Annotated in this window: 11 protein-coding genes; 6 read left to right on the top strand and 5 right to left on the bottom strand. The window is 61.4% G+C overall.

Going from position 1 to position 11,850, the window contains the following annotated elements; all coding sequences use genetic code 11:
* Window positions 1–85 precede the first annotated feature (85 nt).
* The 3 genes from ACI77I_RS02395 to aspA all read right to left on the bottom strand — a co-directional run bounded on the left by ACI77I_RS02395 (window position 86) and on the right by aspA (window position 4,423).
* Window positions 86–1,069 carry an asparaginase gene (locus tag ACI77I_RS02395; protein WP_094948998.1) on the bottom strand — a complete coding sequence of 328 codons (984 nt, stop codon included), beginning with the start codon at window positions 1,067–1,069 and terminating at the stop codon, window positions 86–88.
* 86 nt (window positions 1,070–1,155) lie between these two features.
* Window positions 1,156–2,607: an alanine/glycine:cation symporter family protein gene (locus ACI77I_RS02390; RefSeq protein ID WP_406996885.1), complete on the bottom strand. Its 1,452-nt coding sequence runs from the start codon at window positions 2,605–2,607 to the stop codon at window positions 1,156–1,158.
* Window positions 2,608–2,998: 391 nt separating this feature from the next.
* The gene (aspA, locus tag ACI77I_RS02385; protein ID WP_053258714.1) at window positions 2,999–4,423 is read right to left on the bottom strand and encodes an aspartate ammonia-lyase; all 1,425 of its coding nucleotides are present in this window, start codon (window positions 4,421–4,423) and stop codon (window positions 2,999–3,001) included.
* A 182-nt stretch (window positions 4,424–4,605) separates the two neighbouring features.
* Between aspA and ACI77I_RS02380 the strand changes: the two genes are divergently transcribed.
* The 5 genes from ACI77I_RS02380 (at window position 4,606) to ACI77I_RS02360 (ending at window position 8,416) form a co-directional block, all read left to right on the top strand.
* Window positions 4,606–5,529 (top strand): LysR substrate-binding domain-containing protein, encoded by a 924-nt coding sequence (locus ACI77I_RS02380; protein WP_094948996.1) that lies wholly within the window; start codon window positions 4,606–4,608, stop codon window positions 5,527–5,529.
* 331 nt (window positions 5,530–5,860) lie between these two features.
* Entirely contained in the window at window positions 5,861–6,352 is a 492-nt protein-coding gene (purE, locus tag ACI77I_RS02375) for a 5-(carboxyamino)imidazole ribonucleotide mutase (protein ID WP_003195648.1), read from the top strand.
* Between the two features lie 12 nt (window positions 6,353–6,364).
* Window positions 6,365–7,450: a 5-(carboxyamino)imidazole ribonucleotide synthase gene (locus ACI77I_RS02370; RefSeq protein WP_406996884.1), complete on the top strand. Its 1,086-nt coding sequence runs from the start codon at window positions 6,365–6,367 to the stop codon at window positions 7,448–7,450.
* Between the two features lie 106 nt (window positions 7,451–7,556).
* Window positions 7,557–7,802, top strand: a complete 246-nt coding sequence (locus ACI77I_RS02365; protein WP_010168336.1) for a GlsB/YeaQ/YmgE family stress response membrane protein — start codon at window positions 7,557–7,559, stop codon at window positions 7,800–7,802.
* 77 nt (window positions 7,803–7,879) lie between these two features.
* The gene (locus ACI77I_RS02360) at window positions 7,880–8,416 is read left to right on the top strand and encodes a DUF3299 domain-containing protein (RefSeq protein WP_094948995.1); all 537 of its coding nucleotides are present in this window, start codon (window positions 7,880–7,882) and stop codon (window positions 8,414–8,416) included.
* A 166-nt stretch (window positions 8,417–8,582) separates the two neighbouring features.
* Here the strand turns inward: ACI77I_RS02360 and ACI77I_RS02355 are convergent, their stop codons facing one another.
* Window positions 8,583–9,482, bottom strand: coding sequence for a D-hexose-6-phosphate mutarotase (locus ACI77I_RS02355; RefSeq protein WP_406996883.1), 900 nt, complete (start codon window positions 9,480–9,482; stop codon window positions 8,583–8,585).
* A gap of 57 nt (window positions 9,483–9,539) precedes the next feature.
* Window positions 9,540–9,944: an acyl-CoA thioesterase gene (locus ACI77I_RS02350; protein WP_010566936.1), complete on the bottom strand. Its 405-nt coding sequence runs from the start codon at window positions 9,942–9,944 to the stop codon at window positions 9,540–9,542.
* A gap of 456 nt (window positions 9,945–10,400) precedes the next feature.
* Here ACI77I_RS02350 and ACI77I_RS02345 point away from each other — a divergent pair, with 456 nt between their 5' ends.
* On the top strand, window positions 10,401–11,690 hold the full coding sequence (locus ACI77I_RS02345; protein WP_094948993.1) for an MFS transporter: 1,290 nt from the start codon (window positions 10,401–10,403) through the stop codon (window positions 11,688–11,690).
* The last annotated feature ends 160 nt before the right edge of the window (window positions 11,691–11,850 follow it).

Genomic DNA, 11,850 nt, shown 5'->3' with positions numbered 1-11,850 from the left:
CCTGTCTTGCCTATTGATGGGAACAACCCGGGAATTACGCTCGGGGTTTCCATGCTAGAAAGCGGCAAGACGGGATGGGAGGTACTTATCTAGGGTGCGAGTCCGTACCCAGGTCCAGCTCCACCAAGCGGCGGATTTCGTGTGTGGCAAGGCCTGCGCCGATCAACGCATGGAGCTTGCCGAAGGCTGCTTCGCGGGTCATGCCGCCGCCGGACAGTACGCCAACGCCGCGCAAACGGCTGCCGGCTTCGTACACATCCAGCTCCACGCCGCCTTCATGGCATTGGGTGATTGCCACCACTGCAATCCCTTTATCCCGTGCGCGCTGCAGGCCGGCGAGAAACGCCGGGTTGTCGCTGGGCCCTGTGCCGCTGCCAAAACATTCGAGGACCAACGCCTGGATGCCACTGTCGATCAACGCATCCAGTTGCCCGGCGGCGATGCCTGGTACCAGCGGCAATACACCGACGTTGGCCAGGGCCTTGGGTTGGCGATAATCCAGAGCTGCTGGAAGTGCATCGGCCTTGGCTGCGCCGCCGTTGCGTTGCAGTGCGGCAAATGGATGGCGGCCGAAGCTGCGGATTTTTGCGCAGCGGGTCGGCGCCATCAGCGCGCCGTGGAAGTACAGGTGCACGCCCGGTGTCAGGCCTTCGCCCAAGGCTTGCAGGGCGCCGCTGACGTTTTCCCAGGCATCGCTGTCGGGCACGCCAGCGGGCAACATGGAGCCGGTGAACACCACCGGTGCCGGCAGGCCCAGCAATTGGAAACTCATGGCCGCTGCGCTGTAGGCCAGGGTGTCGGTGCCGTGCAGGATCAGCACCGCGTCGCAGCCCTCGTCCACGGCCTCGATCACGGCGACGCGCAGGCGCTGCCAATAGGCCGGGGTCATGTTGGCGCTGTCGATCAGTGGCGACATTTCGCGAAAGCGCCAGGTGGGCACTGGCAGGTTGGCAAGCTGTTCGCGCATGCGCGCTTCAAAACCCGACGCAGGCGCCAGGCCGTTGGCGCTGGCCTGCATGCCGATGGTGCCGCCGGTGTAGAGCACCATCACGTTGTTAGCTGGTTGCATTGAACAATCTCCTGAACGAAAAACGCCGCCGGGCCCTGAGCATGCCCAAGGCCGGGCGGCGTGTCATCTATCTAGGCTTACGACGCTTAGCGTTGCGCTTGAGCGTTGAGTTCAGCCGATGCTTGAGCGTCAGGCTCAGGCTTCGCCGGGTTCGCAGGCCAGGCCTTGCGGTCCAGGTCCAGGTCAGGGAACTGGCTGGAGTCGAACACCGGGGTCTTGATGCCCGCTGCGCGCTGGTTGTCGTAGTCATTCAGGATGCGCATGGCGATCTTGAACAGGAACGCCAGGGCGAACAGGTTGACGAACGCGAGCATGGTCATGGTGATGTCGGCGAAGGCGAACACGGTGCCAAGGTTCTCGATGGAACCCCAGAAAATCAGCACCAGCACCAGTGCGCGGTAGCCCATCAACACCTTGCGGTTGTTGCCGACCAGGAAGCGCAGGTTGCTCTCGCCCAAGTAGTAGTTGTACATGATCGAGGTGAATACGAACAACGCCAGGGCCACCGAGATGAACATCCGGCCCCAGTCGCCGACCACGGCCGCCAGGGAGTTCTGGGTCAGGGCAATGCCGTCGCCTTCAAAGCCTGGGGTGTAGAAACCGGAGAGCAGGATCAGCAGCGCGGTGCAGGTGCAGATCACGAAGGTGTCGAGGAACACGCTGAACGCTTGCACCACGCCTTGGGCGATCGGGTGTTCTACCGAAGCCACTGCGGCCACGTTAGGCGCACTGCCCAAACCGGCTTCGTTGGCGAACACGCCGCGCTTCACGCCCATGATGATCGCGCTGCCTACCAGGCCACCGAAGGCTTGGTCGAGGCCGAACGCGCTCTTGACGATGGTCGCGAGCATGGCCGGCACGTGGTCGAATTGCAGCACGATCACGTACAGGGTCACAGCGATGTAGACCAGGGTCTTGACCGGCACCAGCAGGTCGGCAATCGAGGCGATGCGCTTGATCCCACCGATGAACACCAGGCCCAGCAATACGGCCAGCGCGAGGCCGGTGTAGGTGGTGTCGAGGCCGAAGGCGTTGTTCAGCGAGTGCGTCACGGCGTGGGCTTGCAGGCCGTTGAAGGCGAAACCGAAGGTCACCAGCAACAGGAACGCCATGACCATGCCCAACCAGCGTTTGTGCAGGCCGTGCTGAATGTAATAGGCCGGGCCGCCACGGTAAGTGCCTTCAGCGTCAGTGCGCTTGTACAGCTGGCCGAGGGAGCATTCGATAAAGCTCGAAGACATGCCCACCAGTGCGGTGACCCACATCCAGAACACGGCACCCGGGCCACCCAGGGTCACGGCAATGCCGACACCGGCGATATTACCGGCACCCACGCGGCCGGCCAGGCTGAGCATCAGCGCCTGGAACGAACTGAGTTGGCCGGCGCTGCTCTTCAGGCTGTCTTTAAATACCGAGAACATGTGGAAAAAGTGACGCAACTGTACGAAACGCGAGCGGATCGTGAAGTAACCGCCGAGCCCGACAATGAGCACGATCAGTACTTTCCCTGAGAGGAAGTCGTTGATGACTTCGAGCATGGAGTGTTCCTCGCTGATTTTTCTAATGGCAAACGCAGGACGGTTCGACGCATCGCTCAGCACCAGGCAGTGCACGACGTTTCGACCCAATCCTTTTGCGGGTGTTGTTATTCATGCGGTTTCGCGCTGTATCCGGGCCTCGTTACCGACGGCCGCAGACGCGAAGAGGGGCGGCACTATACCTAGGCGAGCGTGATCCGTCTGCACGGGGCGATTAAAGGTTTCAGCCAAGCTGTTGCAGGCAAGGAGGGTTTGCAGGGCGATATTGGAGTTTTTATGCGCGTCATTTCACAACCTGGAGGCAAAAAAAAGGGCCTGAAGAACGAGCCTTCAGGCCCTCAAAAGGTGAGAGGTGTCTAGTCCCTCATCCTGGTGAGCAGTGCAACAAACGTTAGGCCTTCAGCGGGACCAAACGTGGGGCAATCATGTTTTCGGGGCGCAGGATGTCGTCGAGCATGGCGTCGTCGAGCAAGCCTTCTTCGCGCACCAGTTCCAGCACGCCGCGGCCGCTTTCAAGGGCGATACGGGCGATGCGGGTGGCGTTTTCATAGCCGATGTACGGGTTCAGCGCAGTCACCAGACCGATGGAGTGCTCCACCAGTTCGCGGCAGCGCGCTTCGTTGGCGGTGATGCCGACGATGCAGTGTTCGCGCAGCATGTCCATGGCGCGTTGCAGCAGGCGGATCGAGTCGAAGATCTTGAAAGCGATCAGCGGCTCCATCACGTTCAGCTGCAATTGGCCGCCTTCGGCTGCCATGGTCAGGGCCAGGTCGTTACCGATAACTTGGAACGCGACTTGGTTGACCGCTTCCGGGATCACCGGGTTGACCTTGCCGGGCATGATCGAGCTGCCTGGCTGGCGTGCCGGCAGGTTGATCTCGTTGATGCCGGTGCGTGGGCCGCTGGACAACAGGCGCAGGTCGTTGCAGATCTTCGACAGCTTCACCGCAGTACGCTTGAGCATGCCGGAGAACAGCACGAAGGCGCCCATGTCGGAGGTGGCTTCGATCAAGTCGGCAGCCGGTACCAGCGGCTGGCCGCTGATCAGGGCCAGGCGCTGTACGGCCAGGGCCTGGTAACGCGGGTCGGCGTTGATGCCGGTGCCGATGGCGGTGCCGCCCAGGTTAACTTCGGTCAACAGCTCCGGAGCCAGGGTTTTCAGGCGGGCCAAGTCTTCACCAAGGGTGGTGGCGAAGGCACGGAATTCCTGGCCGAGGGTCATCGGCACGGCGTCTTGCAATTGGGTGCGGCCCATTTTCAGCACGTGGCTGAACTCGACGCCTTTGGCGGCGAACGCCTGGATCAGGCTGTCGAGGCTGGCCAGCAGCGCGTCATGGCCCAGCAGCAGACCCAAACGGATCGCGGTCGGGTAGGCGTCGTTGGTCGACTGCGCCATGTTCACGTCGTTGTTAGGGTGCAGGTACTGGTACTCGCCCTTGTTGTGGCCCATGGCCTCCAACGCGATGTTGGCGATGACTTCGTTGGCATTCATGTTGGTTGAAGTGCCGGCGCCGCCTTGAATCATGTCCACCACGAACTCTTCGTGGAAATCGCCGCGGATCAGGCGGGCACAGGCTTCGCTGATGGCAGCGTGCTTGGCTTCGCTGAGCTGGCCCAACTCGCGGTTGGCGTCAGCGGCTGCCTGCTTGACCATTGCCAGGCCGACCACCAATTTCGGGTAATGCGAAATCGGAACGCCCGAGAGGCGGAAGTTATTCACCGCTCGCAGGGTTTGGATGCCGTAATACGCTTGAGCAGGTACTTCAAGTACGCCAAGCAGGTCTTTTTCTGTGCGGAATGATGCAGCGGAGGACATGACGGAAATCATCTCGATATGGACCCGGAACTGGCCGGAACGCTGCGAATGCTAGGCTTGTGGGAGTTTTTGGGCCAATGCTGTTAAACACTGGCCTATGCACAAACGGCATAATGTAGGTGTGACCCAGCTATCATGACGGGCGTGTGTGCCAAAATGGTGCGTACCCGTGGGAGGAAGTGATGAACCTTGAGAGCAAATGGCTGGAAGACTTCAGCGCCTTGGCGGCTACCCGCAGCTTTTCCCAGGCGGCGGAGCGGCGCTTTGTCACTCAGCCGGCGTTCAGCCGACGTATCCGCAGCCTGGAGGCCGCACTGGGCCTGACCTTGGTCAACCGCTCGCGCACGCCAGTCGAACTGACGGCGGCGGGGCAACTGTTCCTGGTCACCGCGCGCACGGTGGTCGAACAGCTCGGTGAAGTCCTGCGCCATTTGCATCACTTGGAAGGCGGTCAGGGCGAGGTCATGCAAGTGGCGGCGGCCCACTCCCTGGCGCTGGGCTTCTTCCCGCGCTGGATCGCGCAACTGCGCAACGAGGGCCTCAACATCGCCACACGGCTGGTCGCCACCAACGTCGGCGACGCCGTGCACGCCCTGCGCGAAGGCGGCTGCGATTTGATGCTGGCGTTCTACGACCCCGACGCGGCCTTGCAGATGGACCCGGAGATCTTCCCGTCGCTGCACTTGGGCAATACCGAGATGCTCCCGGTGTGCGCCGCGGATGCCGAGGGCAAGCCATTGTTCGACCTGGAAGGCGAGGGCAGTGTGCCGCTGCTGGCCTACAGTGCCGGTGCATTTCTCGGGCGCTCGGTGAACCTGTTGCTGCGTCAGCGCGCCCTGCGGTTTACCACTATCTATGAGACCGCCATGGCCGACAGCCTCAAGAGCATGGCGCTAGAAGGGTTGGGCATCGCCTGGGTGCCGCAACTGAGTGTGCGGGCAGAGTTGGCCCGAGGCGAGTTGGTGGTGTGTGGCGGCCCGCAATGGCACGTGCCGCTGGAGATTCGCCTGTATCGCTGCGCGTTGGTGCGTAAGGCGAACGTGCGGTTGTTGTGGCGCAAGTTGGAAGGTGGGGCGGCGCAGAGTCCTCCCGTTGAGCGCGGTTAGTGTGGGCGCTGGCTTGCCTGCGATGCGCGCACCTCGGTACATCAGGCATATTGAGGTGATGCTATCGCAGGCAAGCCAGCTCCCACATTGATCCCGTTCCCATGGTTTATCGGCGGTGTTTTCGCTGACCTGAAAGTCAATAAAACCGCCGGTTTGCACGGCTAGACAGATGGTCATTCCAGGGGCTGTTTATCTGAATTATTACGGTATACTGCGCGGCCTTCGGCCGGTCCAACCGGCCAAATTTCGTACAACAAGCCACGCCGGATTTCCCGCGTGGCTTGTTGTTTTTTGACGCGCCTGCGGGCGCCCAGAGAGAAGAGGCACGACGATGAGTGCATTGGTTGGCGTGATCATGGGCTCCAAGTCCGATTGGTCCACCCTTAGCCACACCGCCGATATGCTGGAAAAACTCGGCATTCCGTATGAAGTGAAAGTGGTCTCTGCCCACCGCACCCCGGATTTGCTGTTCCAGTATGCCGATGAAGCAGAATCCCGTGGCATCGAGGTGATCATCGCCGGTGCCGGCGGTGCAGCGCACCTGCCAGGCATGTGTGCGGCCAAGACCCACCTGCCGGTGCTCGGTGTGCCGGTGCAGTCGTCGATGCTCTCGGGTGTGGATTCGCTGTTGTCCATCGTGCAGATGCCCGCCGGTATTCCAGTGGCCACCTTGGCGATCGGCAAGGCCGGCGCGATCAACGCGGCTTTGCTGTCCGCCAGCATCCTGGGCGCCAAGCACCCGCAGTTCCACGCGGTGCTGAAAAAATTCCGTGCTGAGCAGACAGACAGCGTCCTGGACAATCCAGACCCACGCATCGCCTGAGGTTATTGATTGATGAAAATCGGTGTAATCGGTGGCGGCCAACTGGGTCGCATGCTGGCTTTGGCGGGAACCCCGTTGGGGATGAACTTCGCTTTCCTGGACCCGGCGCCGGACGCTTGCGCGGCGGCCCTCGGTGAACACCTGCGCGCTGACTACAGCGACCCGGACCATCTGCGCCAACTGGCCGATGAAGTCGACTTGGTGACTTTCGAATTCGAAAGCGTCCCGGCCGAAACCGTGGCCTTCCTGTCGCAGTTCGTACCGGTGTACCCGAGCGCTGAAGCCTTGCGCATCGCTCGCGACCGCTGGTTCGAAAAGAGCATGTTCAAGGGCCTGGGCATTCCGACCCCGGCCTTCGCCGACATCCAGTCCCAGGCTGACCTGGACGCTGCCGTTGCCAGCATCGGCCTGCCGGCTGTGCTGAAAACCCGCACCTTGGGTTACGACGGCAAGGGCCAAAAAGTCCTGCGCACCGCCGCCGATGTGGTCGGTACCTTTGCCGAATTGGGCAGCGTCGCCTGCCTGCTGGAAGGCTTCGTGCCGTTCACCGGTGAAGTCTCGCTGATCGCCGTGCGTGCCCGTGATGGCGAAACCCGCTTCTACCCGTTGGTGCACAACACCCACGATAGCGGCATCCTCAAGCTGTCCGTGGCCAGCACCGACCACCCACTGCAAGCCCTGGCCGAAGACTATTCCAGCCGTGTGCTCAAGCAGCTGGATTACGTCGGTGTGATGGCGTTCGAGTTCTTTGAAGTCGACGGTGGCCTCAAGGCCAACGAAATCGCCCCGCGCGTGCACAACTCCGGGCACTGGACCACCGAAGGCGCCGAGTGCAGCCAGTTCGAAAACCACCTGCGGGCGGTGGCGGGGTTGCCGTTGGGCTCCACGGCCAAGGTCGGCGAGAGCGCCATGCTCAACTTCATCGGTGTTGTGCCGCCGGTTGAGCGTGTGATTGCGATCGATGACTGCCACCTGCACCACTACGGCAAGGCTTTCAAAGCCGGGCGCAAGGTCGGTCATGCCAACCTGCGCTGCAAGGACCGCGCGACGCTGCAAGCGCAAATCCTCAAGGTCGAAGCGCTGATCGCCGAGCAATAAGCCAAGGGTTGTCGGGAACCATTGGTCACCGTCGTCTCTCTGATTGCAGGATGCCAAAGCCTGACTAGGCTTTGGCATGGCTCACATTCAATCAGAGGGAAATGCCATGGGTATCATCGGAACCATCTTCATCGGCTTGATCGTCGGTCTGCTCGCGCGTTTCCTTAAGCCTGGCGACGACAGCATGGGCTGGATCATGACCATCCTGCTGGGTATCGCAGGTTCCTTGGTCGCCACTTACGGTGGCCAGGCTCTGGGCATCTACCAGGCGGGCCAGGGCGCAGGCTTCATCGGCGCGCTGATCGGCGCCATCGTGCTGCTGGTGATCTACGGTCTGCTGCGAAAAAAATAATTTAGCCACAAAGCCCTCTGCGCTGCGCAGGCGCAGAGGGCTAGAATGCTCGCCACCTGTATTTGTCGAGCCTTTCCATGCGCCGTCTTCTGTTGACTCTCCTCTTGCTGGGCTCTGGCCTGGCGCACGCTGGCGAACTGCCGGAAACCGACTGGCTCGACCTGATGCCGCTGTCGGACCAGAAAGCTCTCGAAGCCATGCCCGAGATCGACCACAACTCGCCCGAAGCCCAAGGCACGTTCACCGACACCGGTGGCTTGAAACAAAGCAAGGGCTTGCCGGCGGTGATGTATTCGACCAAAACCGTGGCCGCCATGAACGGCAAGAACATCCGTATCGGCGGCTACCCGGTGCCGCTGGAAACCGATGCCAAGGGCCGCAGCACGCTGTTCTTCCTCGTGCCGTACCCGGGTGCCTGCATCCACGTGCCGCCACCGCCGCCTAACCAGTTGGTGCTGGTGCGTTATCCCAAGGGGCTGAAGCTGGATGATATCTACACGCCGCTGTGGGTCACCGGCACCTTGAAGGTGGAGAAAGTCAATAACGACCTCGCCGATGCGGCGTATGCGTTGGATGCGGGGAAGGTGCGGGTGGTGAAGGAATCGGATCTCTAAGCCCACAACACCCCTCTATGTGGGGGCAGGCTTGTGTGGGCGCTGGCTTGCCTGCGATAGCATCGCCTCGGTCTCACTGATGCACCGAGGTGCCTGCATCGCGGGCAAGTCGAAGCGCCGAACCGCCGGCTGCCACACAAGCCAGCTCTCACATTTTTGATTGGGTTTACAGGGCGATACCGGCGATGCTCACGCCAAGCGTATGGCTTTCACCCGGCGCCAAGCTCACCACATCATCCAGCACATTCGCCGTCTCGATGCACAGCATGCCCTGCCAGCCATCATCGGCCATGTCGTCAAAGGCCTTGGCACGTTCGGTCCAGGGGTTCCAGACCACCGTCGAGTTCGAACCCTGGCTGGTCAGCTGGATGCGGCGCTGCCAGTCTTTATCGACAATGCTCAACTGCGCCGGGGTATCCAGGTAAATACGGTCGGTCTCGGCACTGAAGTGCAGCAGGCCGGGTTGCTGTTTGTGGCTCCAGCCATCGGCGGTGTCGATATACGCCCGCCCGTCGAGGCCTTCGACCTGCACGTTGCGCACATCGCTCACGGCGAAATAGGTGTGCAGCGCCTGGCTGAGGGTCACGGTGTCGGTGCCACGGTTGTGGCTGGTCAGGCGGATATGCAGTTGCTCGTCCAGCAGCAGGCTCAGCTTCAGGTCGACCTGATGCGGCCAGGCAGGGAAGCCGCCCGCAGGCACCGGCAGTACCAGGTCGACGCGCAATGCATCGCCTTCAAACGCGGTCCCGGCCAGTTCCCACAGTGCCGTGCGCACAAAACCGTGGGCACCGGCAGGCTGATCGCTCTGGCGCATCGCCTTGACGCTCTGCGGGTTGCGGTCGAACACGCCAAACCACGGCCAGCACACCGGCACGCCGGTACGAATGCCTTTGCCCTGTTTGAACACGGCCTCAGGGTTAGGCCAGATCAGCGGCTGCTCGCCCTGGCGCTGGTAACTGAAGATGTGCGCGCCTTGTTGGGCCACCATCACTTCGGCGCCGTTGTGGCGGATGCGCCAGCAGTCCAGCGCGTCGATTTTCACGGTTTCAACGTGGGGCGTAGGCATAGCAGTGCTCTCAAATGGCAGGCAATGGGGCAATTGACCGTCAAAACCCGGCGATGTTTAACGTGCGCGCGATGGCACCGAGCGCGTACGGCCGCTGCCGTCGATGGCGACGAACACAAAAACCGCCTCGGTGACCTTGCGCCATTCGCTGGACAACGGGTCGTCGCTCCACACTTCGACCATCATCTGGATCGAGCTGCGGCCGATTTCCAAGGCCTGGGTATAGAAGGACAGTTGCGCGCCGACGGCTACCGGCACCAGGAACGCCATGCGATCTATCGCCACGGTGGCAACACGCCCACCGGCAACCTTACTGGCCATGGCCGTGCCGGCCAGGTCCATCTGTGAGACCAGCCAACCGCCGAAGATATCGCCAAAACCGTTGGTTTCACGCGGCAGCGCGGTGATTTGCAGGGCGAGATCGCCTTGTGGAATTGGATCTTCTTGTTCGAGTTCGATCATGCGAGGGTGCCTCTGACCCGTGACGCTTCATGGGTAGTTCAAGTGGATAGCCGTCTTCTGGAAAAACGTTTCAGCACCAACATACACCGCTCGATGCGTTTCTCGTAAGGCGTACTAAAGGGAAACTCTGCCAAATCGGCTGGATGGCACCAACGACGTTTTGGCACAGCAGCCCCTCAAGACTGCGGGTCTTGCGCTTGCAGGGGCCGAGTATATCGAGACGCCGGCGCCGCGACGACCTCCCGATACTCATTTGGTGGGCAAATCGCGGCTGTTATGCGGCTTTTTCGCGCAACTGTGTTTCTGATTGCGGTGAAAGCGCAGGAATGGGGAATATTTCGCCCTTCTGAACTGTTATTCGGTAGGCGCTGTGCTTTTTCAAGCGATTTGCTATCTTGCCAAACCTGCCGCAAGTCCCGGGCTTGCCGTTCTGATTACTATAAGAGAAGCCTTGCCATGTCCTCCGTGCCCGCAAGCAGCGCGCAACCGTCGCGCCCGCTGACCCGCAACGACTACAAAACTCTGTCGCTGTCTGCTTTGGGCGGGGCGCTGGAGTTTTACGACTTCATCATCTTCGTGTTTTTCGCCACCGTGGTCGGAAAACTGTTCTTCCCCGCCGACATGCCTGAATGGCTGCGCATGATGCAGACCTTCGGCATCTTCGCAGCCGGCTACCTGGCACGCCCGCTGGGCGGCATCATCATGGCGCACTTCGGCGACCTGCTGGGCCGCAAGAAAATGTTCACCCTGAGCATCTTCATGATGGCCGTGCCGACCCTGATCATGGGCCTGCTGCCGACCTACGCGCAGATCGGCCTGTGGGCGCCGATCCTGCTGCTGTTGATGCGCGTCATTCAGGGCGCGGCGATTGGCGGTGAAGTACCGGGCGCCTGGGTGTTCGTCTCCGAACACGTGCCGCCGCGCCACATCGGCTACGCCTGCGGCACCCTGACCAGCGGCCTGACCGCGGGCATCCTGCTGGGCTCGCTGGTGGCCACCGCCATCAACACGCTTTACAGCCCGGAGCAGGTGTCGGATTACGCCTGGCGTATCCCGTTCTTGCTGGGTGGTGTGTTCGGCCTGCTCTCTGTGTACCTGCGCCGCTGGCTGCATGAAACGCCGATTTTCGCCGAGATGCAGCAACGCAAGACCCTGGCTGCCGAACTGCCGTTGCGTGCGGTATTGCGCGATCACCGTGGCGCCATCGTGCTGTCGATGCTGCTGACCTGGTTGCTGTCGGCCGGTGTTGTCGTGGTCATCCTGATGACGCCAACCGTGCTGCAAACCGTCTACCACTTCAGCCCCACCGTTGCGTTGCAAGCCAACAGCATGGCCATCGTCACCCTGAGCCTGGGCTGCATCGCCTCCGGCGCCCTGGCCGACCGCTTTGGCGCGGGCCGTGTGCTGGTCAGCGGTTGCCTGTTGTTATTGGCGACGTCATGGACGCTGTACCACAGCCTTCTTGACCACCCGAACTGGCTCTTCCCGCTGTACACCCTGACCGGCCTGTTTGTTGGTGTGATCGGCGTGGTGCCTTACGTGATGGTGAAAGCCTTCCCGCCGGTGGTGCGTTTCAGCGGGTTGTCGTTTTCCTACAACGTCGCCTACGCCGTGTTTGGTGGTTTGACGCCGCTGGCAGTGTCGCTGCTGATGAAGGAAAGCCCGATGGGCCCTGCTTACTATGTCGCTGTGCTGTGCGTGATGGGGATGTTGGTGGGTGGGTACCTGTGGAAGCGCGGACGCTAACCCGCAGCTTGAAGACCATTCCTACACAGAGGTGTAGGAATGGTCATAGATTACAGCGTATTTCTGAAACACCGCTTCAAGCGCTCCAACCTCCTCGCAAGCCCCAGCTCTATTGATCTTTATCCTTCCTGCCAGGTTTTTCACGAATACTGGCCTTTCA

Source organism: Pseudomonas sp. D47 (assembly GCF_045447305.1).
Lineage (GTDB): Bacteria > Pseudomonadota > Gammaproteobacteria > Pseudomonadales > Pseudomonadaceae > Aquipseudomonas.
This window is presented reverse-complemented; position numbering and strand designations above follow the sequence as displayed.

Coding starts and splice junctions, on each gene's coding strand:
- ACI77I_RS02395 (WP_094948998.1), bottom strand. CDS start 1,069: ATGCAACCAGCTAACAACGTGATGGTGCTCTACACCGGCGGCACCATC.
- ACI77I_RS02390 (WP_406996885.1), bottom strand. CDS start 2,607: ATGCTCGAAGTCATCAACGACTTCCTCTCAGGGAAAGTACTGATCGTG.
- aspA (WP_053258714.1), bottom strand. CDS start 4,423: ATGTCCTCCGCTGCATCATTCCGCACAGAAAAAGACCTGCTTGGCGTA.
- ACI77I_RS02380 (WP_094948996.1), top strand. CDS start 4,606: ATGAACCTTGAGAGCAAATGGCTGGAAGACTTCAGCGCCTTGGCGGCT.
- purE (WP_003195648.1), top strand. CDS start 5,861: ATGAGTGCATTGGTTGGCGTGATCATGGGCTCCAAGTCCGATTGGTCC.
- ACI77I_RS02370 (WP_406996884.1), top strand. CDS start 6,365: ATGAAAATCGGTGTAATCGGTGGCGGCCAACTGGGTCGCATGCTGGCT.
- ACI77I_RS02365 (WP_010168336.1), top strand. CDS start 7,557: ATGGGTATCATCGGAACCATCTTCATCGGCTTGATCGTCGGTCTGCTC.
- ACI77I_RS02360 (WP_094948995.1), top strand. CDS start 7,880: ATGCGCCGTCTTCTGTTGACTCTCCTCTTGCTGGGCTCTGGCCTGGCG.
- ACI77I_RS02355 (WP_406996883.1), bottom strand. CDS start 9,482: ATGCCTACGCCCCACGTTGAAACCGTGAAAATCGACGCGCTGGACTGC.
- ACI77I_RS02350 (WP_010566936.1), bottom strand. CDS start 9,944: ATGATCGAACTCGAACAAGAAGATCCAATTCCACAAGGCGATCTCGCC.
- ACI77I_RS02345 (WP_094948993.1), top strand. CDS start 10,401: ATGTCCTCCGTGCCCGCAAGCAGCGCGCAACCGTCGCGCCCGCTGACC.